The sequence below is a fragment of the Peribacillus folii genome, assembly GCF_030271255.1.
Lineage (GTDB): Bacteria > Bacillota > Bacilli > Bacillales > DSM-1321 > Peribacillus.
Genome location: NZ_JASJOM010000005.1, coordinates 299,223 through 322,011 on the forward strand (window position 1 = coordinate 299,223; position 22,789 = coordinate 322,011).

The 22,789-nt window shown below is 38.9% G+C and carries 22 protein-coding genes and 1 pseudogene; 4 read left to right on the forward strand and 19 right to left on the reverse strand.

Going from position 1 to position 22,789, the window contains the following annotated elements; genetic code table 11:
* Positions 1–41: 41 nt before the first annotated feature.
* The 8 genes from QNI08_RS10710 to QNI08_RS10745 form a co-directional block, all read right to left on the reverse strand.
* Complete coding sequence (locus QNI08_RS10710) at positions 42–431, reverse strand: MerR family transcriptional regulator (protein WP_285767409.1); 390 nt, start codon at positions 429–431, stop codon at positions 42–44.
* A gap of 112 nt (positions 432–543) precedes the next feature.
* On the reverse strand, positions 544–903 hold the full coding sequence (locus QNI08_RS10715) for a nuclear transport factor 2 family protein (RefSeq protein WP_285767410.1): 360 nt from the start codon (positions 901–903) through the stop codon (positions 544–546).
* Positions 904–1,172: 269 nt separating this feature from the next.
* Positions 1,173–2,216, reverse strand: coding sequence for an SDR family oxidoreductase (locus tag QNI08_RS10720; RefSeq protein WP_285767411.1), 1,044 nt, complete (start codon positions 2,214–2,216; stop codon positions 1,173–1,175).
* A 280-nt stretch (positions 2,217–2,496) separates the two neighbouring features.
* Positions 2,497–2,988 (reverse strand): DUF6584 family protein, encoded by a 492-nt coding sequence (locus QNI08_RS10725; protein ID WP_285767510.1) that lies wholly within the window; start codon positions 2,986–2,988, stop codon positions 2,497–2,499.
* A gap of 124 nt (positions 2,989–3,112) precedes the next feature.
* Complete coding sequence (locus QNI08_RS10730; protein WP_285767412.1) at positions 3,113–4,132, reverse strand: serine hydrolase domain-containing protein; 1,020 nt, start codon at positions 4,130–4,132, stop codon at positions 3,113–3,115.
* A gap of 168 nt (positions 4,133–4,300) precedes the next feature.
* Entirely contained in the window at positions 4,301–4,819 is a 519-nt protein-coding gene (locus QNI08_RS10735; RefSeq protein ID WP_285767413.1) for a general stress protein, read from the reverse strand.
* Between the two features lie 285 nt (positions 4,820–5,104).
* On the reverse strand, positions 5,105–5,374 hold the full coding sequence (locus QNI08_RS10740; protein ID WP_285767414.1) for a hypothetical protein: 270 nt from the start codon (positions 5,372–5,374) through the stop codon (positions 5,105–5,107).
* A 90-nt stretch (positions 5,375–5,464) separates the two neighbouring features.
* A complete protein-coding gene (locus QNI08_RS10745; RefSeq protein ID WP_285767415.1) occupies positions 5,465–6,277 on the reverse strand; it encodes a pentapeptide repeat-containing protein in 813 nt (270 codons plus the stop codon).
* A 302-nt stretch (positions 6,278–6,579) separates the two neighbouring features.
* Here QNI08_RS10745 and QNI08_RS10750 point away from each other — a divergent pair, with 302 nt between their 5' ends.
* Positions 6,580–7,341, forward strand: a complete 762-nt coding sequence (locus QNI08_RS10750) for an isocitrate lyase/PEP mutase family protein (RefSeq protein WP_285767416.1) — start codon at positions 6,580–6,582, stop codon at positions 7,339–7,341.
* Between the two features lie 17 nt (positions 7,342–7,358).
* Entirely contained in the window at positions 7,359–8,420 is a 1,062-nt protein-coding gene (locus QNI08_RS10755) for a bifunctional transcriptional activator/DNA repair enzyme AdaA (protein ID WP_285767417.1), read from the forward strand.
* Positions 8,421–9,107: 687 nt separating this feature from the next.
* Here QNI08_RS10755 and QNI08_RS10760 read toward each other — a convergent pair.
* The gene (locus QNI08_RS10760; RefSeq protein WP_285767418.1) at positions 9,108–9,365 is read right to left on the reverse strand and encodes a hypothetical protein; all 258 of its coding nucleotides are present in this window, start codon (positions 9,363–9,365) and stop codon (positions 9,108–9,110) included.
* Positions 9,366–9,649: 284 nt separating this feature from the next.
* Entirely contained in the window at positions 9,650–10,417 is a 768-nt protein-coding gene (locus tag QNI08_RS10765; RefSeq protein ID WP_285767419.1) for a GNAT family N-acetyltransferase, read from the reverse strand.
* Between the two features lie 609 nt (positions 10,418–11,026).
* On the opposite strand from QNI08_RS10765, the gene QNI08_RS10770 reads away from it, so the two are divergent.
* Positions 11,027–11,536, forward strand: a complete 510-nt coding sequence (locus QNI08_RS10770; protein ID WP_285767420.1) for a DinB family protein — start codon at positions 11,027–11,029, stop codon at positions 11,534–11,536.
* Between the two features lie 177 nt (positions 11,537–11,713).
* Positions 11,714–12,043 (forward strand): annotated as a pseudogene (locus tag QNI08_RS22510) (HTH domain-containing protein).
* 160 nt (positions 12,044–12,203) lie between these two features.
* On the opposite strand, the gene QNI08_RS10775 reads toward QNI08_RS22510, so the two are convergent.
* From QNI08_RS10775 to QNI08_RS10815, 9 genes are all read right to left on the reverse strand, one after another.
* Complete coding sequence (locus QNI08_RS10775; protein ID WP_285767421.1) at positions 12,204–12,602, reverse strand: cytidine deaminase; 399 nt, start codon at positions 12,600–12,602, stop codon at positions 12,204–12,206.
* A gap of 216 nt (positions 12,603–12,818) precedes the next feature.
* Positions 12,819–13,289 (reverse strand): hypothetical protein, encoded by a 471-nt coding sequence (locus tag QNI08_RS10780; RefSeq protein ID WP_285767511.1) that lies wholly within the window; start codon positions 13,287–13,289, stop codon positions 12,819–12,821.
* Positions 13,290–13,449: 160 nt separating this feature from the next.
* Complete coding sequence (locus QNI08_RS10785; RefSeq protein WP_285767422.1) at positions 13,450–14,247, reverse strand: hypothetical protein; 798 nt, start codon at positions 14,245–14,247, stop codon at positions 13,450–13,452.
* Between the two features lie 409 nt (positions 14,248–14,656).
* The gene (locus tag QNI08_RS10790) at positions 14,657–16,093 is read right to left on the reverse strand and encodes a GntP family permease (protein ID WP_285767423.1); all 1,437 of its coding nucleotides are present in this window, start codon (positions 16,091–16,093) and stop codon (positions 14,657–14,659) included.
* Positions 16,094–16,407: 314 nt separating this feature from the next.
* Entirely contained in the window at positions 16,408–17,700 is a 1,293-nt protein-coding gene (gene hisD, locus QNI08_RS10795) for a histidinol dehydrogenase (protein ID WP_285767424.1), read from the reverse strand.
* 193 nt (positions 17,701–17,893) lie between these two features.
* Positions 17,894–18,889 carry a LacI family DNA-binding transcriptional regulator gene (locus QNI08_RS10800; protein ID WP_285767425.1) on the reverse strand — a complete coding sequence of 332 codons (996 nt, stop codon included), beginning with the start codon at positions 18,887–18,889 and terminating at the stop codon, positions 17,894–17,896.
* Between the two features lie 257 nt (positions 18,890–19,146).
* Positions 19,147–19,641, reverse strand: coding sequence for a PTS sugar transporter subunit IIA (locus tag QNI08_RS10805; RefSeq protein WP_285767426.1), 495 nt, complete (start codon positions 19,639–19,641; stop codon positions 19,147–19,149).
* 28 nt (positions 19,642–19,669) lie between these two features.
* Positions 19,670–21,043: a class-II fumarase/aspartase family protein gene (locus QNI08_RS10810; protein WP_285767427.1), complete on the reverse strand. Its 1,374-nt coding sequence runs from the start codon at positions 21,041–21,043 to the stop codon at positions 19,670–19,672.
* A 70-nt stretch (positions 21,044–21,113) separates the two neighbouring features.
* Positions 21,114–22,661, reverse strand: a complete 1,548-nt coding sequence (locus QNI08_RS10815; protein WP_285767428.1) for a PTS transporter subunit EIIC — start codon at positions 22,659–22,661, stop codon at positions 21,114–21,116.
* Positions 22,662–22,789 lie beyond the last annotated feature (128 nt).

Consider the following 22,789-nt stretch of genomic DNA (forward strand, 5'->3'; position numbering starts at 1 on the left):
ATTACGTAATACGTTAACGTTATGTTTTGCTCAAGAAAAGGTCATTCACCTTCTCTTTTTTCGAACCAGCGCTCAAAGTGGCCGATAAGCGACTGAATTTCCCCGCGGAATTGCCCCAACTCACTGAGTTTCTGATCCGTTTCAGCTAGATGCTGACGAAGGAGGGCAAGAGCTTTCCGCTTTGATTGCACCCCGCTAGGATCGATAAAATATAGCTGAACGACTTCACGCATTTCATCGAGGCTCAGTCCTAATTTCTTTAATTGATCGATTTTCCGGAGACGTTCAAGGGATTCCTCCGTATAATAATGCTGTCCGGTTCCTTCACGCTCACCCGGAGGCATGAGTCCTATGCTCTCATAGTGCCGAACAGTACGTTGCGTTACCCCTGCGCGCCTTGCCAGCTCGCCAATTCGCATGCGTTTATCCATCACCTATCGCTCCTCAAAACATAACGTTTACGTCATGTTCATCAGTATATATTCCACTGATAGGGTTGTCAACTTCGTATCGAAGGATCCTTTTGGCATGTAAAAACGAAAACTAAGGAGTCGTGTTTGTCCCTTGGTGAAAAAGCATTTTCCAGCTTCCATCGGTGAATTTCCAAATCGAACTCCGCAATGAATATCGTTCATTAACTTCATTAAATACTAGATAGGTAGCTAACACGATCTCTTCCGACAATGGATGCGTTTCAAAATCACTCAAGGTCATCTTTACCTCACCTATTCCTGCTTCCCCAATGCCCCCATCTTTGTACAAGACTTTACCGGAACTGCCAAATTCAAAAAAATCATCTGCAAGTAACTGCTCAAGCTCGGTTTGAGATGTACGGATTTCCGGTTGTAACAACTTCTCTTCCAATTGAAGTAAATGTTTATATAACGAACCTTCACTTGCCATCTTCCACTCCCCCTTTTCACTTCAAGCTATCCACGATAAACATACCTGCCGTCTATCATTCTATCTGGATGACAATTTCGGAACCCGTCGGATATTCTCCGTATTGGTAAAATGTTACACATTATCCACAACCAAATCATACCATATTCTTTATAGGCAATAAAAAAACCGCCAAACAAAATGGCGGCTAACGTTTATTCAGGCAACATCATCATGAACATAACCCCGAAGGGAACATTATTTTCCTTAAGTTAGATGGGGAAGCCCCTTCACACTCTCTCCTTTTTCTCTTGCAGGAACCAAGCCTCCAGCAGCTCTTGCTCTCTTTCTTTTGATATCCCTGTTTTTCGGTCTGTATCCTGTCTCGCCTTCTCCCATTGATACACATCATGAACCGTATCTTCTAGAGGGCGGAAGGTAAGACCAGCGCTAAGAGATTTTGCGATATTGATGAGAAAGGATCCTTTCCACGGTTCAGCTTCTCCTTCTAACGGGAAGTTTTCAGGAATCCAAAAAGGCATTTCCGTCCACGGCTGTACTTTGTGCTCGACTATAAACGGTTCATCTGCCCACACAAATTCGGCATCGCTGTTTGTGACCGCTTTACAAGTGTTCAAGAGCTCTTTCATTGTCAATGTATCATGGGGACCTGTTACATTAAACGCGCCTTTTTTTCTGCTTTCCGCCATATTGAACACCCATGTGGCTGCATCCTTTACGTCAATCAATTGAACAGGACGATCTGAACGTCCCGGCACCAATACTTTTCCACCTTGTGCCACACGCTGAACCCAGTACGGGAGCCGGTCCGTATAGTCAAACGCTCCCACAAGCAGCCCTGCTCTTACATGCAAAACGCGCCCTGGCCAATGCTTTTCTGCTTCTGCTTCACACAATGCTTTCAACGCACCGTAATACTCATAGGGAGAAATCTTCCCCTCCTCAACATCCTTCAACTTATCCTCCGGCATGGATTGTACCTGATAGTCTTCCGTAATATTGACGGGAATCCAATCCTTATAAAGAGAGATGCTTGAGATATACGTATAATGTTCGATGCTATCCCCAAGTACAGTCGCTATTTTTTTTATGTGATGCGGAGCAAAGCCGCACGTATCCAGTACAATATCCCATTTCCGATTTTCTAGACTGGACACATCATTGTCTCGATCGCCAATCAGCTGCTCAACCTCAGGAAACATTTCTTTATTGGTACCGCGATTGAATAACGTAATTTCGTGCCCTCTTTTCAAGCCTTCTTTTACCAAAGCTTTTCCTAAAAAACGAGTACCTCCCAATATTAGGACTCTCATAGTTTTCCCCCATTCATTTTAATGGAACATAAAAAAACCTTTCATAGTATTAACGGATTTCCTTCTTAAAAAGATACGGGGAGGATAAAAAAATTATTCCCTTTTATTAAAGGAGGCGTCCTATTTGAATGCGGAAGGTATAATCAGGGACATATCATTATAATGAAGGCTTCTTTGGTAAAAGCTAATTTTTGCCTTGATGAACTAACCTTCCTCTAAATTCCCATAAAAAAAACTGCCAGTGAAGGCAGCTAAATCTTAAATAACGTATTCGTTAGGATCAAAAAATCCAGTTTAAAAGAGCGTAAACTCCGACCAATGCAAAGAGAATGGTTAGTATCAGGATTGAGAAACACCCAAAAACAAACAACTTATCTTTCCATGCCTCTTCAGGCTGTTCGATCAAATTCTCTATCACTTTACTTTGTATAAGTGAACTTGCCTGATCCAATTCCAGTCTTTTTAAAAATTCTCTATCACCTTTATATTTTAGAGCTTGTGAAATATTGAAAGCATCGTTTCCCATAGACTTTTCAAACAAAATACAGGCCTTTTCCATTTCTGATGTCTTATTCTTTTCTAAATACCAGTAACGACCAGCCATTGAAGGATCTTTTAATGCAAAATAGATATCCCCCAACCTTCTGCGGAGTTCTAACTCATGAGGATAGGTTGAAATTAACCCGTGCAGTCTATCCCTAGCTTTTCCTAAATCATTTTTTTCAATATCCTCTTCTATCTTCTTAATCGTTTTAACAGGTATCTTTTCTATAAAAAACACCTCATTTACCTTTTTTCTTTACAGTCTTTCTTTCTAGATTGCTCAGAATTGTTCCTTCTTCCATTAACGGCCCGCTAGTTCTCAAAGCAACTCTCTTATTGATGTGAAACACCAGTCAGTTCGTCAAACAAGTCATTACAGTATTACCAAACTCTCGGACATCAGCTAAATATTCAAACCCCTGAGGAGAACCAAAACTATTGAATGCGCGCACTGCCACAAGGTTATGTTGAGGTATAACCAAAAGAGTTACTCCTGTATAGCCAAGAATTTGAAAGGAGCCTTTAGATACAAGTTCACCCATTTCTGATTTTCTTGCAGGCAACCCTTTTACGAACCACAAGAAACCATTTTGTGGGAGCTTCACATCCAATGAACTTGGGCTTTGGATGCTTGTAGCCATATCGATAATTTCTTTTGATACCAATTGTTTTCCGCCTATGTATCCTTTTTTAAGATGGAAGTATCCCCACTTAGCCAACTCTCTTGATGATACATACATATTCGCCTGATCACCTTTTGTACTCTTACTTGTTGTCCAGTTTGGATCATTAGGCTTCCGTATGACAGCAACAAGTTTATCATGTATATCTCCATACCAACCAGTCTCCGTAAAATTCAGAGGGTTACATACATTATTCACAACTATCTCAGCAACCGATTTACCAGTCGCATTTTTAACAATGTGCGTCAACAATTCAATTCCAATACCGCGATATGACCAATCTGCTCCAGGTGGAAATTCCCGCTGTATCTCCCCGTTACTACTCGTTAAACCATGCGTATGTGTTAGTAAGTGTCTTATCGTGGTCCCATTAAATATTGGCATACTATACTGGGGAAGATATTTCACTAATAGATCGTCGATTGAATCTAAGTATCCTTCATGAACCGCATAAGCAACGGCAAAGCCTATGTAACTTTTTCTAACGGACGCAACATGAAATTGGGTATCCTCTTGGATTCGCCTCGAATTAGGTTCTTTCGAATGGTTTCCCCAATATTCCTCTGTAACAATAGTATCGTCATGAATGATAAAAACAGACCCACCTGAACAGTCAACTAAATCAGAGGTCTTTCTAACATTCGCTACAACAGGATTGAACTGTGTGTTTAGTTTTTTATTAATTTCCATTATTTCACTTCCCCCCTTTATTCTATCCCTATCTATTCGATAAAATAAAGAAGAACCCCTTGCTTCTTAGATAACCCGTCCCGGTAATTTCAAAAAGCTGCCTGAAAGGCAGCTTTGATTTTCAGCTGACGTATCCGTTAGTTGATGAATAAACTCTTTACCCCTTTATTATCCAACACGCTTAAAATCTTTGCTTAATGATGATCGTTTTAATTTCTTAGTTTTTATTAAATATTTAATGTCAGATACATTATCATAAGACAACTGCAAGTAGAAGTAATTAATGAATTCGAGAACAGCAAAAATAAATATAAATCCACTAATTAACAATCCCTTAATTGGTAGACTGGGATAATTAACAAGTACGTCTATAACAAATAAAATCATAGAAAAAAATATCAGAACTAAGTTTATTGTTCGCATTTTCACCAATAGTTTAACAGTTTTGATTGGAGTTATAGATTTATTTTCAGTAATGAGGCACTTCCATTTGGAATGCCAATAATAAGCTCCTTGAATAAGGATAAACTCTAATAAGAAAAAGGAAATCCAAAAAGAAAGCAGAGAATATAATTGCAGATGAGGGTATGTGTAATTAACTAAGAAACTAAGAGGTATGAACACGATTATTGCAAAACTTTCCCCTGTATATAAATAATTTAACCTTCTTTCCAATATACTCTTCATAGTCGGCTCCTTACTAGTAAGTTTCTCCTTCCCAATCTCATAATATATGTTTTAACGACCTTTCTTCTCCAGTTAAACAGTCCCTATAAGAAAAGGAGCTGCTGATGAGCTCAAGCTAATGAAGAAAAGCACTGTTACTTCATTAAACAAAATAAATAATTATGCCTTCTCTTTTTTTATTTTACCTTTAACTAATTCCCCCCAATCTTCAAAGGACAGCTTATCATTAACATGTTTTAAAGCATTAGGAACTTCAACAGAACACCTTTATGTTGAATAAACCATTTAAAATCCATTACCTTGGAATATTATTCTCATTAATTCGAACGCTGTAAGGTAAAATAAACCAACTAATATACTAAGTCCTAAAGCTAATTTCCTCCAAAGTCCTTTCTCACTGAGAATAGAAAAAGCTAATGATAAAACGACCCCGCCTATCATCAGCACGCGAAAGGTAAGTACTCCAGTATCAATGACCCGTGTTATATGTGCAACCAAGAAACAAGTAACCAAGATAATTAAACCAAATGAAATTCCCCCTAAATATTTTTTCACGATTTCCCCTCTCCTTCTAAAATAATTTAGCACCCGTTAGTTCTATAAAACTTATCGCAGAGTTGACACAAACAATGCGGTAAAGCTAATTTATTTCAACCAATGATCAGGTTTTTTTAAGAAATTTGGTATTTTCGTATGGGCATTTCCTTTAGCTGAATTTATTTGCGATTGTGTTAGAAAGATAGCACCTGTTAAGTTCGCATTACTTAGGTCTGCATCTCTGAGATCAGCACCTATAAAATCAGCTTTTCTCAAATCAGCATGACTTAAATTGGCTGCTATCATTAGTGTTCCTCGCAAACTAACCCCTTGTAAATCTGCCCCTATTAGATTTGCTCCTAAGTAATCTAACCTTTTCTTTGTTCCTTTGTTTTTCCTTTTTTTAATTACATCCTCACGAAATACTTCACTTGTTTTCAGTAACAAAATATTAACTTTACTTCTATGTGCGACAATGTCTAACTTTAAAATTTCTTTAGGCGCTTTCTCCGTCAATGTTAACGTTTCTTCATAAATGTTTTGCAAACTTGAATGAAATGACTGTGTTTCCTTCAAGCTTAGAGCTTGATTGAGATACCACAGCATTTCATGAAGTTGTTGAACGAGAGGAAATAGCGCAAACATTTCTATGGAACGTTCTGAGTTATCTCTCCAATCGCCACCGTCATAAATAGTCTGTGATACATGTTGTCCGGCTCCAAAGCATTCATAAGAAACACAACCCCGAAACCCTTTTTCTCTCAATTGGTCATGTATATTGCAACTATTATCTGAACATAAATTTCGGCATGGCTCTCCACCGTCCTTATTGAATGAAAAATCTGCTGATTTGGCATAAGGTAAGGCTACACAACATAACCCTAAACAATTATTACAATCTGATTTTAAATAATCATTCATTAATAAGACACTTCCATATTCCCTTAGATTTATATCAAGTATAAATGAAAGACCTCTTATTTAACAAAGAAAATTGCGGTTTACTACCACATAGTCCGAGTAAACTACGCTTATACAAGAAATACTCTTTGAGAATTCCCCCTTTTTATAATTCCTTTTTCACGCATTGTACTTCGGAAAGGATGCCTAAAAGGGGGCGTTTTTGGTATGGAAAATAAAAAATTGGTGTTAATTTTTCTGGTTTCTAAAATGTAAGGATTCGTTATTATAAAGGTATCAAAAAATGGAAAAGAGGAGTCAAAATGACAAAAAATCAATTTCAAGCTTTTAAAAAGCTACATGATCAAGAGGATGTGTTGTACCTCTTTAATTGTTGGGATGTAATGTCTGCAAAAATTATTGAGGGTAAAGGCGTCAAAGCATTAGCGACTAGCAGTTATGCAATTGCTGATGCCTGGGGATACGCAGATGGAGAAAAATTACCTTTTGAAAATCTAATATGGTTTTCTCAGCAGCTAATCCATAATTCTAATGTACCTGTTTCCGTTGATGCAGAAGGGTTTTATGCAGATTCTCTAGAAACACTCTATAATAATGCTCAATCTCTTTTTACTACAGGTATCTCAGGAATTAATTTTGAAGATAAAAAAAATGGCTCCGATACTTATGAGTTATGGAATGTTAATGAACAAGCAGACAGGATTCAAACCCTAAAGCATGTTGCTACATCTTTAAACACCCATATATTTGTTAATGCAAGAACAGACGTATTTTTTAAAGAAGAGAAGCACTCTATTGATTTAGTAAAGGAAGCGCTACATAGAGCTGATGTCTATGCTGATGCTGGTGCGGACGGTATATTTATCCCAGGGCTGACCAATATAGAGCTGATCGAGGAATTTTCTAAAAATTCTCCTTTACCAGTTAACATTATGCTGAATTCATCTACTAATATCGAGAGTATTAACTGGAAAAATGTTGGTGTAAGCAGGGTAAGCTATGGACCACATTCTTATTTCCAAGCACAAAATATCTTAGCAAATCAGCTCACATTTAGGATTTAGGAGGCAAAGCGAAAATTATGATTACTGACCAAAGGACAATAGATACATTTTATACAATGCTAGTAGAGAGAAACTCAAACTATGAAGGCACTTTTTATGTAGGGGTTCGAACGACGGGTGTATTTTGCAGACCAACTTGCCCTGCCAAAAAGCCTAAAAAAGAAAACTGCGAGTTTTTTAAAACGGCAAAAGAAGCTACATTGGCTTCCTACAGGCCTTGTAAAAGGTGTCAGCCATTAAATACACCTAGTTCTTTATCCCCTGAAGTAAAAAAATTAGTTGTAGCTATAGAAGAGAATCCTCAAAAAAAATGGACGGATAAGGATTTTGATGACTTATCCATTAGCGCGAACACCGCAAGAAGACAATTTAAAAAACAATTTGGGATGACTTTTATTGAATACGCTCGAGCCCGCCGTCTTGGTGTGGCATTTAATCATATTCGCAATGGTAAACCTTTCATTTACACTCAGCTTGATAGCGGATTTGAATCCAGTAATGGATTTCGTGATGCTTTTACGCGCATCATGGGGGCCGTTCCGAAGAGAAATAAACAAGTAAAACTCTTAACGGCAAAGTGGATTGAAACAAAATTAGGTTCGATGATTGCAATAGCCGATGATACCGCTCTATTTCTTTTAGAATTTGTTGATAGAAGGGGATTAGAAAAGGAAATTGAGAAAATGCGGACAAAATTTTCTGCAGCTATCATACCTGGAACAAATCAAATTCTCCAGCATCTTGAAATGGAACTGCAGGAATATTTTGAAGGTACTCGCTTTTCCTTTCAAACACCCATTACAGACGAAATTGGATCAAGCTTCCAAATAGAGGTTTGGAGGATACTGAGAGGGATACGCCCGGGAAGTACCATTAGTTACAAAGATTTAGCAAGAGAAATAGGAAATCCTAAAGCTTATCGTGCTGTCGCTGGAGCAAATGGAGCCAATCAAATTTCAATTCTTATTCCTTGTCATAGAGTGATCAATACAAATGGCGATCTTGGCGGGTATGGCGGGGGCATTCAAAGAAAGTCTTGGCTGCTTGAGTTAGAGAAAAAATATAACGATATTTTATAAAGGGAGATAGATGGCACGTGGGAGCTTAATATATACTGTCATGAACACTCTCCACAACCTTTCATCTCTAATTTTTTGAACGTTCTCAAAGGAGACAGATAGGAAGTAAGTTGGTGCGCAGTGTGAATATACTGCGCTTGCAGAACGATCGTGCACCAATTTTTCGTATAAAGAAAAAGCTGCCTGTAAGAGAACTCCGATCTTCTGCTAATGCACCCGTTAGTGAAGCAGAAAATTCATTTTTTTAACCTAACTAACGTTTTTTCGGGAATTTCAAACACGTCCATATCAAAGGTATTGATTTGGAGGGTAATCTCACCATCTCGCTTTTCAGCTTCTTCCCCTACCCAACAACTATACAGTTCAAAAAAATCACCGATCTCAATGAACCTGTCCATAATTTTACATAATTCTATCAGCTTCATTTTCGATTCGGCACACGATTTTGGGTTCATATATTTTGAAATCTCAATTCCCCAATGACTTGATACCTCATAAACGAAAGGAGTAGTAAACTGATATTTCTTTACATTTAGCAAGTCACACTCACTGGCAAAACAACTGCCAATATAAAAAAATCATCTGAATCATCAGCATTAATCGGTATTTCTTGATTACACCCCATATAGGAAGCCAAACTCATTTCCACTCACTCCTTATTATTCCATCTTCAACTAATCTGCCCTGTTAGTTCATTACCTTTTCATACGATAAAATTACAATTCCGCATATTACAAATACTACCAAAAATGATAATGCATAAAAATAAGGAGGCGTAACACTCACAAACTCTACCTCGTTTTGCAGGGTTGCTGCTTTATCCCATGCACTCTCAATATCTGGTTTATAATTTTTTGTTTTCATATAACCGACTAACATCATAACGACTGCATAGATTACATGAATTGAAAAGGAACCTATAATTGCTTGAAGAACCACCTTCATATCGCCCCTCCTTTTTTACTCATTTTACCATATTTAACAACACGTGCAGTTACACTAACCTGCCCCTTTAACAAACTACATTCCTTCACAATGTAGTTTGTTAAAGGATAAAGAAGTATCATTCATAAAATCAATTACACTTCATTTTACATACATCAATTTTTTCGTATATATCTTCAGAAACAGTTTCAACATAAGTTCATCCTCTATTATATTGAATGGACCTTGTTCAAAGGGCGATACATATTAATATGTATCGCCCTTTGACTTCATAAGAAAACTTCTTATTCAAATACAACCATTTCTCCGACATCTATAAACCCAAAGCGCTTATAGATATTTTCCCCATCCTCTGATGCTTGTAAGACAACGGGTTTTTGTTTATCTTTTGTTTGAGTAAGAAGGTATTGAAACATTTCACTGCCATATCCTTTACCTCTAAATGTTTCTTTTGTCATAACATCATAAATACCATAACTTTCTTTGCTATCTATTAGTAAAGCAGTAGATACAGTTAATTCGCCGACGCGTCCAATAAACATTTGAATTTCCGAACCCAAATTTCCTTCAGAAAACTTATTAAAATAATGTTCTAACGCAGCTTTTTCTGGTGTACCTTCAAATAGGCTCATAAAAACCTCTTTATATTCCTTAAGTTCTTCAAAATTTCTCACATGAGTAATCATAAGCTGATGGGACTTTCTTTGACCAACATTAAGAGTATTTTCAAGTTTCATCATTACATTACGTTCTGCTTCTTTTAGGCCGTATTCTTGCATCAGGTCTTGCCAGCCAGCGTTCAAATACCGGGAGTCAATCCATGTACTAAAGGGATATTCTTTAAGAGACATGTTTTCGATGCTACTTCTAATCTTAAAAGCATTTTTTATATGTGAAGATTTCGGCAAAAGTACATTGAATGTATCAGTGGGTATTTCTGTATTCGCCAAAACGAAATCTTCTTCTTTGATAAGCTTTCCATTAACCGCATGAGTGAATATTCTTATTTTTTCTTCAAGATTATTTATAACTAATTGCTGATTTGCAATCATTTCTTTGCTCCTTCAAATTAAATTCAGCGCGCGCTCTTTTTTATTATAGGAGCAATTCAATGATAATAAAACAATGTTCACAGTTTCTATATCCTCCCATAATTTTCAGAAAACTTAAAGCGCACTTGTTTATTTACTCCACAATCTGGCCGATTGTTGAAAGAATGACTCGCATTCGTTCAACAACTTTATTGTAAATTAAACACCTTGATACAAAAATAGTCATAATCAGGGTTCGAATAAGTTACGCTTCTAGAACTATCCTGCCCCTTCAGTTCCATAAGAAAAGGGCTGCCTTAAAGAGAGCCCCGATCTTCAGCTAACGCACCCGTTTGTTCTATAAGAATTAAACAACTTTATTATCACTAAACACTTTCATCTGGCCACTTTCCATCGATCGGACAGCCATACCTGCCGATTTTAGATTCCAAGCATCCTCATGGCCACAGACCAACTAAGTGTTGCTTACACTCAATTATTGGAAGGAAAGTTTTATCCTTTCGCGAATTCATTATACATGCCGAAATTACGAAATTCGCAAAAAAATCTCGGTAGAGCATCGGAAAGAGCATTTTAATTTTCTATAACTCCATAAAGAGGTGATTACGCATGAATCAAAGACCGTCAGAAGAAGAATATGCCGGGGACTTCGGAAAGTATATCCGGTTGGTGCCGGATGGCAACATCATCGACATTCTGCTCGCCCAGGAAAAGCAAATGACCGGGTTGCTGGCATCGTTGACCGAAAGCCAAGGCGCTTATCGGTATGCGGAAGGAAAATGGACGCTGAAAGAAGTCGTGGGCCACATCGCAGACGGAGAACGCGTCATGACCTACCGCCTGCTCCGGTTCGCAAGAGGGGACCAGACGCCTCTGTCCGGATTCGACCAGGAATTGTTCATGCCTCCTTTCGGGAGCTGGACAACCGCGCTATTGGCCGAAGACTACCGGGCCGTACGGCAATCGACGATCACACTGCTGCGCGGGTTACCGGCGGAGGCGTGGTCCCGCAAAGGCACAGCCAACAACGCAAGCATTACGGCGCGTGCCCTTGCATACGGCATCGCAGGACACGAGATTCACCACATGGGGGTCATCCGAAATCGGTATTTAAGTTAGTTGTCCGGAAGATCGGGGCGGAAGCTGCGCGGAAAACGCGGCTTCCGTCCTTCCTTTATGGCAGCCTTCCCGCCCCGTTCATAGACTGATAGGCCCAATTAATAAATATTAGGAGGAACTATTCATAAAAATTATTACATTGGAAGAAAATATTGAAAAAATAAAAAAATATACAACATGTCAGATGATGTAATAAATAAGATTTTATATACTAATCACAAAATGTATCACACTCATCCAATAGAAATGAGTGCCTTTTTAACAGCTATTGATTTTGATGAAGAACAAAGATTGTGTGTCATTATAGAAGGATTGCATAGAGACATAGGATTAAGGTATGAGACGTTGGCTGCTTATTGTGACATAACTACGGAAGAGTTGGAATAATTTTTGAGAAATCAAGAATCCTTAACCGATAAGAAAAAGTTTATTATAGCTATTAGAATCATGTTTCTGCATCATGTTTTGAAAGAAAAATATCCGACTGAGGGTACTGTCGATGTGTAAATATTGTTATTTCTACAGGTGTACCCTAAGCAGTTAGAAAAGAATCATAAAAGTTATCCAGATTATCCATTGCCCCGTCGGTTCCATAAAAAAAAGCCGATTTCCCATCTCGGGAAATCGACTTTTTATCTATTTATTCAATTAGGCTGTGCTTCCATTTTTACATTTCTAAGTCTGTGAATGCGTAAGGCAGCAATTCCTTTAAGGTCAATTCCAAGATAGCTTTCTTCTCGTTCGTTAAATAAACGGGCATATCAGGTAAACAAAATTCTGCTAATACTTGTCTGCAAATGCTGCAAGGCGGCAGAAAATCTACCGTGTCTCCTGCGACGGCAATAGCCTGAAACTCACCTTTTTTATAACCATTTGATATTGCGGTAAAAATGGCTGTTCTCTCCGCACAATTTGTGGCGCCTAGTGAAACATTTTCTACGTTTACTCCATTAATTACCGTACCATCTTTTAATAGTAGTGCTGCTCCGACTGGAAATTTGGAATAAGGTACATAGGCATTCGCTTTCATCTGACGTGCACTTTCCATTAATAGCTCTTTATTCATATTATCCACCCTTGTTCTAAGAATGAACTTTTCAAAGTTCCCTATACGTCAACATATTGTTGACAGGACTATTAATATTATGTGAGAAAGGGATATTTGTCAATCGAACTATTCGTAAAATTCACTTCAATTAACCTGCACCTTTAGTTTACCTGAGTTAAAGACAGCTTAATCTCCAGCTAACCCACCCCGTTTTTCCATAAGCGCTATCTGTTTTTAATCCCAAAAATTATAGATGACCTCTCCAACACTTTTGGGTTTCCAATACGCTATTTGCTCCAATTCAGCACTGTTCAATTCATTATCATTTGCTAAAATAATCTTGCCTGGATCCTCTTTCATATATAATGGTTCGTTAAGTTCCTTCATACTCAACACCCTATAAAAAGGGCTAAACTGTCTCAACAATTCCGGTTCATTAATAAAATGAATATTTTCAAAATCAACAGCGGAAGCAAAGGCTAAAATAGGGTAATGATCATTAAGCAATATATGTATATGTTGATTGAAAACGTTAACTTCGACATCAAAAAAGTTCATCGTCATCTGTGGTTCTAAAAAACGTAATACTTTTCCATGATTCCTTCTCAGAATACTAAAACATTGCTGTTTAAATTTTTCCCCATCCATTGTTGGTGGCCTATCATGTCTTGCATGATAAAAGCCAGTTATCCCATTAAGAAGCATCAATGAACATCAACCCGCCATCATCATTTTATAGTTATCTGCTTCATTCCTTAGGCAACTATCCCGCCTCGTTAGTTCCATAATAAAAAGCTGCCATATAGACAGCCCCGATCTTAGCAAACGTAACCGATTCAAGCTAGTGCCTAAAGGCATGCGGTGCTCATATTCCTTCGCATTCATCTATTTCCCATTTTACATCAATCTTCCCTTTCAAATTATGCCCAGTGATGATGACTCTATATGTACCTGTATTTTCAGCATGAAACTGGATTACATTGGTTTCATTGACTCCATATTCCCCATGCGTATCTTCTAGCTCGTTCATCTCCACTAACTTCCCGCCATCATCTAAAATATGATACCCATACCCTCCCTCATTCATTTGGTCAAAGGATATATAACTCGTCACTGCATCTCCCTTTTTTAAAGATAAGGGAATCTCATTTTTTCCATTAAAACGCTCAAACTCTGCGGAAAATGATGATTTTGTTTTTTCTTCGGTCCACCTTTCTTTTATCGTAAAATCGAATAATCTTATCGATAGCAGGAGTGGGAAGACTAAAAGAGCAATCCATACTACATGCTTTTTTTTCACTAAAAAATAGCAGCTAAAAGCATAGATGAAGCCACATAAAGCACCAACACTTCCAGCAATCAATGAAAACAAATTAAAGCCCATAAATGGGAAAAACACAATAAAACCTGCCAGACAGTGCAGCAGAATACCCGTATGGTTCGTGACCTCACTCCATTTATACCTGATTAAATCGATCAGAACGGTCATCACGAGTGCGTACCCGCAAATTAATCCCCACACCTTTGTATTCGATAAAGCTTCTGAGAACTCATATAAATCAAATCCGCTTCCCAAAATGATATAAATACACATAACAAGTACTAATAAACCAAGCCCTGCCAGTTTCTTAAGTATGTACGCCATTACATTGTTATGAAACATTATTCCCAACCCCATAAATCCCCCAAATGAAATGTTTAATCTGATATACCTAATAGTAGCAGACATTCCCAATTTATTACACCAAGGATTGACAGATTGATTGCCCGGATAGCCTATCTTTCGTACTTTTAAGCCATTCCAGGTCAGTTGATCAGTAATGAAAGACCTTAAGGAAGGGACGAATTGCTTTTGGCTCTGAGAGCACGAGATCCATGAGAGCAGAAGAAGCAATGAGTGAACATCAAAGGCAGCCAATCAAAACAAGGATTACTTTCGCATGAAGTTCGGATAAGCGGTGTTACTTGCCTCCCATGAAATATTTGGGTGGGAATATATAAATTAGTCCCTCTCGATTAAGAGAAGGGCTTTTTGATGATTCTGGAGAATATGGACCATGCTTGAATAATGTCTATACGAGCCCCGTTATGCTATAGATGGCGATAACGAAGAAGACCGCTAGTGTTTTGATGATGGTGACTGCAAAAATATCTCCATATGATTGTTTATGTGTTAGGCCTGTAACCGCAAGTAAGGTAATAACCGCACCGTTATGAGGTAACGAATCCATTCCGCCTGATGCCATCGCTATGACACGGTGCATGACTTCCGGAGGAATATTATATTGATTGATAGCTTGTATATACTTATCTCCCATCGCACTAAGTGCAATTCCCATTCCGCCAGACGAAGAACCCGTGATACCGGATAAGACGTTTGTTGTAACGGCCCCATTTACAAGGGGATTCGTAAAAGTATGAGAAATACCATCACGTACAGTGGCGAATCCTGGTAATGCAGCGATGACCCCGCCAAATCCATATTCAGAAGCAGTATTCATGGCTGCTAGTAACGCTCCGCCAATACTGGCATTAATGCCTTGTTGAAACCCTGTTTTAACACGTGACCAATCGTAAGCAACCGTTGCAATGATACCCAGTACTAGAGCTAGCTCGACAGACCAAATACCTGTTACTGTCGCAAGCTCCACCTTCCCGAACACATCCAATCCTATCTTTGAAAAGTCAAATCCCTCTGGATACCAGTTCGGAATGGAAATAGTAAAAAATTTATTGGCCACACCCACTAAAACTAGCGGTATGAATGCAAGAATTTGCCGGCCACCACTTGTATTTACAGCTAAGGGAGCCGGTAATGGATTGACTGTTTCTGCAGCGACAGCCGTTTCTCCTCCATCTCCATTAAACCCCAAATACCCTTCATCCGCTTTTTGAGCTTTTTTTCGCCGTCTTTCCAAGTAAATCATCCCCATCGATAAAACGAAAATCGAGCCAATGATTCCCAATACGGGTGCTGCATATATATCTGTCTTAAAATAAGAAGTAGGGATTACATTTTGGATTTGCGGTGTTCCCGGCAGCGCATCCATTGTAAAGGATAGTGCTCCCAAAGCAATTGTCCCTGGTATAAGCCGTTTAGGTATATTGGCTTCCCGGAAAAGGTTCGCAGCAAATGGATATACGGCAAATGCAACGACGAACAAACTCACTCCACTGTAAGTTAATATGGCACACATTAGGACAACTGCTAGAATGGCTCTTTTCTTGCCGACTAGTTTCACTATCGTCTTGGCGATGGACTCGGCAATTCCTGACATTTCAACTAACTTTCCAAAAACGGCTCCTAATAAAAAGACAGGAAAGTAATTTTTAATGAAGCCGACCATTTTCTCCATGAAAATATTGGAGAAGAACGGCAAAACATAGCTGGGCTCTGTTAGAATGACAGCAAGCAACGCACAAAGTGGCGCAAAAAGAATGACAGAAAAGCCACGGTAAGCAATAAACATTAATAGCCCTAAAGCAAGTATGATGATGATTAAATCCATTATTTCCAGCCTCCTATATCGCTAGCAATCCAGATGTGTTTTCCTTTTTTCCACATGATAATCTTTGAATGCTTCTTTTTTGTTGTAATATGACTCACTTACAAATTCCTTCTACTGTTTTTGGTAAGCAAATGGTCACTTGTAAGCGTTTGCTGTTCTTGGTGAAAGCCAGGATTGCTTTGGATGCGATTTCCCTCATTAAAGCCCTTTTCGGCGAAATCGAATGCAAGAATGAAGACCGTCCATATTTTGAAAAGAGAGGATGCATAAGAAACTTATGTATCCTCTTTCACTAGTCCATTTATCCAGCTATTTTACTTGTTATTAACGGCCACTTTACCATAACGGCGCACACGGAGAAGGGCTTGTTCAGCATGTCCGGCAAAATTCTCCAATTCGCAAAGGCGCGCAGCATATTCCCCAATCATGGCGCTCGCTTCTTCCGCTACCTTTTGATAGGTAACCGTCTTCAAGAATTTACCGACCCATAAACCACCGGTATAACGTGCAGCACCTTTTGTTGGCAATGTATGATTGGTACCGATGACTTTATCCCCGTATGCTACGTTTGTTTCAGGTCCCAAGAATAAGCAGCCGTAATTTGTCATGTTTTCAAGGAAGTAGTCCGGATTTTCCGTAAGGATCTCAACATGTTCAAATGCCAGTCGGTTTGCTTCAAGTACGGCTTCATCTATGGTATCGACCAGGATGATAACGCCATAATCCTCCCAAGAAACACGGGCCACATCTGCTGTCTTGAGAACGCCCAACTGCCGCTCAATTTCAACAAGAGTTTCTTCTGCTAGTTTACGAGAAGTAGTGATCAATGCCCCCGGAGACGTTGGTCCGTGCTCCCCTTGCCCTAGAATATCCGTAGCAATCATTTCTGCATCTGCCGTTTCATCAGCAACGACTAGCGTTTCAGTAGGACCGGCGAAAAGATCGATCCCGACACGGCCGTATAGTTGCCGTTTAGCTTCAGCAACGAATGCATTACCCGGCCCGACAATCATATCGACGGATTTTATGGTATCCGTTCCGACAGCCATTGCCGCCATTGCTTGAATGCCACCGAGAATATAAATCTCATCGGCTCCCGCCATATGCATGGCGGCTACGGTAGCGGCTGGGATTTCCCCATTTATAGGGGGTGTGCACGCAATGACTCGTTTAACTCCTGCCACTTTAGCCGTTAGTACACTCATGTGCGCGGATGCTACCATTGGGTATCGTCCGCCAGGAATATAGCAGCCAACGCTATCGACCGGGATATTTTTATGACCAAGGATCACACCTGGAAGTGTTTCCACCTCAATGTCAATCATGGACTTCCTTTGCTCTTCTGCAAATCTTTTCACATTACTTTGGGCAAACTTTATATCTTCAATGGTCTGTTCAGGAACCTGACTAATGATTTCTTCAATTTGTTCACCAGTTAATCGGAAGCTTTCTGGAGACCACTTATCGAATTTTTCAGATAATTCCCTGACGGCTGCGTCTCCTTCTTGCTCAACTTTTAGTATCGTTTGACGTACCGTATCAGATACTTGGGCGTCGTTCTGGGCAATTTCTTCCTGTGCTTTACCTTGCTTTAAATAAGTTGCCATTGAAATCCTCCTTGTTTTAAAAAAACTATGATTGAAATTCCCCAAAATGCATACGTATGCATTTTGACGTTAACTTTCTCCCCCATAGAAATGCATACGTATGCATTTCTATGGGGGAGAGTTTAGAATTTAATAAATCTTCTAAACACAGAATAAATAAATCGCTTTCATCTGTCAAGTTTTTTATAATCGTCTAGGATTTTGTTGTATTTCTTTCGATCAATCTCCCTGATACTAGGGTCGGTTTGGAATCGGAGCCTTTTTGGTCCATTTCGATTAATAGGGTATTGATGGTTAATTCAATCATTTCATCGACAGGCTGTTCCCATGTAGTGAGCGAATAAGATGGCCATGAAGCCATTTGAATGTTATCAAATCCCACGATGGCAATATCCTCAGGAATGGATAAATTTAATGTTTTCGCTGCATCGATTGCGCCTAAAGCCGTTATATCATTTGCTCCGAAAATGACCTCAGGCCGATCTTCCCGTGTCAATAACTTTAATGCGGCTTCATAGGCCCCATCATACGTATAATCCCCTTCTTCAATGACCGGATTAATCCCTTTAGACTGTAATAATTCACAAAATCCCCTTTGCCGATCTTGACTGGTCGATGTATTTTTCCGCCCGGTAATGAAGGCTAATTTACTGTAACCTTGATCAAGCAGGAATTCACCAATCCGCTTACCGGCCTTATAATTATCACAGCTTACTGAGTGGCACGGAATATCCTTACTGTATCGGTTAAACAAAATAACAGGTATGTTGTTTTCATGGAGATGGGAAACCACATTGGAGGACAAAAAGGCATCCGTTACAATAACACCTTCTACATTATATTCAAGAAATTGGGCAATTTCATCTTGTTGAATCTCATCATTTTCGGTATAAACAAACAATACATGATATCCCTTTTCGCGAAGACCCTTGGAGAATTTTCCTAAAACTTCATGATAAAACGGATTTTGGATATCCTTCATGGCCAATCCAATCATATTTGATTTATTCATGATCAATCCTCTGGCAAATGCATTCGGCCGATAACCTAAAGTTGTTGCGGCTTCCTTCACTTTTCTTTTGGTCTTTTCAGACACATTCGATCCTGGAGTAAATACTCGCGAAACCGTTGACTGCGAAACGTTGGCTAATTTCGCAACCTCCATCGCATTGACCGACTTTTTCTTCAAGAATCTTCCCTCCAAATATACATGGATTATGAATTTTATCATCATTCTTTTATTATATAACTTTACCGCTAACAGCGCCAATGACTGCAATCAGCCATGAAATCAAAAAGGGGAAACAAGTCAATCAAACTACTTGTTCCCCCTTTTTCGACATCTTGTATTCTATGCAAGGATGCATTCGCTGAACTTCATCTTTATTTTTTTCCATTCACCATAGCTAAAGGCCCATCCTTACAAACCGCCGCAAATGTGAGTTTCTATTTTAGTCTTGCAGTAAATACTTTTGACTCCCCGGCTTTTACTTGTCCTGAATTTTCCCATTCGAACTTGAATTTCCCTTCCATGCTATTCGTCACGATCATCGGAATGATTGTATTACATCCTCTTTTTTCAATGAGGGCAAGATCTGCTTCAATAATGGTTTGTCCCTTTGTTACCCGGTCTCCCATTTTCACTCGCACATTGAATCCTTCACCCTTAAGCCCGACGGTTTCTAATCCGATATGCACAAGAATTTCTTCACCCAGCTCTGTCTTAATGCCAAAAGCATGTTTCGTATCCGCCAGTAAAGTAATTTCACCATCTATAGGTGCGACAATCCTTCCATCGGAAGGGCTGATTGCTATGCCTTCCCCCATCACTTTTTGACCAAAAACAGGATCTGGAACATCTTCTAAACGAACTAATTTCCCAGAAGCATATGCAAACATTTCTTCTTTCTTTGTATCCTTATTAAATAGCTTCTTAAACACAGGTATACCCTCCCATATAAATATTCAACTAGTTTAGAATCATCTTTTCGATAGCCTGACTTGCATGTATCGCCTTAAGGGAGAACTCCTCAGCTATTTGTGCCGAAAGACCGATATAATTTTTAGGGTCAAGCATTTCTTTCAGTTGTTTGTCTGTAAAGTTCCCTGCTATTATTGGATTTTCAATTAACACGTCCAAGTAATTCCTTTCCTCTAGATAGGATTGCATGACTAATCCGTATACTAAGGAGTGTGCTTCATCTTTCCCTAATTTCTTGGCGATTTCCATCATCACAAATTCACTATTATCAAGACCCTTATTTAGCTGTGCATTCTTCGACATCCGTTCCTTATTAATCGTTAACGTCCTGGTCAATTCTTCTCCTCTTAACAGGATCTCCGTGGTTAATGAGAGCGCTTCTTCCAATGTTCCATCAAATAACATATACGACGTACTATCTCCTTCAAAGGGTCTTGGACATGAATAGAGGCCCATCGAAACTAGGGAATATAATTTTTGGGAGTTTGCTATGATGCCTTTAGATAGTTTTGGATTAATCTTATGAGGCATTGTACTGCTTCCTACAGTGCCCTGCTGGAAACCTTCCGACACTTCACCGAACTCTTCGATCGACGTATAATAAACTTCTTCCGCTATTTTGTGACAGGTACTTGCCAGTAAAGAGAGGTTCATTATGTATTCCACTTTATGAGTGCTCATATTTCTAGATGGAATATCCATGGAATGCATCCCCAATAATCCTGCAACCCGATCTTGTACCTTTCTTCCTGTCTCTCCTGATGAATTAAAGGCTCCTACAGCTCCGCCCATCATTACAGTAAAGACCCTTTTTTCTACTTCCTCCATTCTTTCCAAAGAAGCAATTAACTCACTTATCCAGACGGATACCTTATACCCATATGTTATAGGGATAGCATGTTTTCCATGGGTTCTTCCTGGCAGAATGGTATCCTTGTTGTCCTTCGCCAATATAGCCAAATTCCTTAACATATCGCCAACCACTTTTATAAACCTATCATGAATTCTTTTCATGATAAGCAGCTGCCCCGACTGTTGGATATTTTGGGTGGTTACTCCATAGTGCACATATTTACCACTCTCTTGATCACATACTTGTACCAAAACCTTTAAAAAAGGAACAAAGCCGTGACCGATTTTTTGCTGAATTATATCCATTTGCTTTAAATCGATATTTTCCAGCTTACATGCTGATTCTATATTCTTTGCTGCCTCACTTGGGATAATGCCAAATTCAGCCTGTGCCTTTGCTAGAGCCGCTTCTACATCAAGCCATGCTTGGTATTTTGCTTCATTGGTCAACAGATATTTTATCCCTCTGTCGTTCATCGTTTTACTTTTTGAATCATATAGCGCTCTCATATTTTTCACTCCCAGAAAGGTTCCTTATTGTTTAATTATCCCTGTCGCCTTCAAGCAGTAATGGATAAAACTAGCTTGCCACTTCCCCTATAGCATTTTTCACAAATTCCACGTGTGGGCCAAAAACGATATGAATATGATTTTTTTGAGGGAAAAATACTCCTGAGGCCCCTGAATCCTTTATTTTCTCCATATCCACTACATCTTGGTTATTTAAATCAATTCGTAATCTAGTTATGCAGTTATCCACGTTCTTTAAATTGGCTGTTCCCCCTAAAGCATCCACAAGAATCACAGCGATTTCTTTATATTTCTTCTCTTTTAATAAAGTGGAATTTTTCACTTCTTCTTCTCTTCCAGGAGTTCGCAAATTGAATTTAACAATGATAAATTTAAAAACGAAATAGAACACAATGAAGTTAATCAAACCCAATATGATTAAATGAATCCAATTGGTCTTGTCATAGAGCAGGCCAAAGATTCCAAAATCAAAAACGGTCCCTCTTATGTAACTTGTCGTGATATCCAGCAAATTAAGGGGTAAGGCTGTAAGGCCAGAAAGTAATGCATATACAAAGTATAATTGCGGAGCAATGAACAAGAATGAGAACTCCATCGGCTCGGTTACATTTCCTAAGAAGGCCGTCAAAACTAGGGTTAAAATCGTTCCTTTAGCGATTTGTTTATTGGTCTTATACGCTGTATGATACATAGCCAAACCAATGGCAGGGATCCTGAATAGCGTACCCAGCATTTGCCCAGTCCCCAAATAGCTCGTAAGGGTAGGCATCAAACTCCAGCTTTCATGGTTCGGTCCCAGTTGGAACAATATTTTATTGACAGCATTCAATATGCCAGTATATTCTTGACCATCTATTGTATACGTTCCGCCCGCAGCTGTAAGTCTAAGCAATTCATTTAATACGTGATGTAACCCAAATGGGATACAGAGTTTTTCAACGAACCAGTATACCCCCACCCCGTAATACGGATTCATGAATATAGCGGAAATGCTAATTAAGAATTTAGTTAACGCTTCCCATATAAATGGTATAAATAAACCAATGGGAATGACCGCTAAAAATGTAAGGATAGGCACTGATTTTTTTCCACTGAAGAAAGCGAATGCTAACGGAAGTTCCAACTTATAAAAGCGATCTGTTACCTTGGCAGCCACGAGTCCTGCGATTATGCCCGCTACAGCCTGTGTATCCAGACTTTGAATTCCAAGGGTAACGATTTGTCCCACTTTAGCTATATCTTCCGTAGCCAGATTACCGGTTACCGTAAGCCAGACGTTCATGACGATCAATAAAGTTAAATACCCTATGACAGAGGAAAAAACGGCGATCCCTTTCTCTTTTTTAGACATGCCATATGCCACGCCCATTGCAAAAAGCAATGGAATGTTAGTGAAAATGACTTCCGTTATAGCACGTAAATTCTTGATGATAGTTTGCAGTATCTCATTACCTAAGAAAGGCATTTTATCAATCATATATTCTTGTGCTAAAGCACCCGATAAGCCTAATATCAATCCTATTGGAGCCAAAAGCGCAATGGGAAGCAACAACGACCTGCCAAAGGTCTGTACTTCATCTTTCATTTTTGTTAACAATGTAAACCCTCCTCTTTTAGCTTCTTTGCAGTTCATTGGGTTTCTTTCTGGAAATTTTTAAAGATACATGTATCATTGCTTATTTCTTTCATCTTGATTTTATTTCTGTTAAGCGCTTTCTTCAAGGT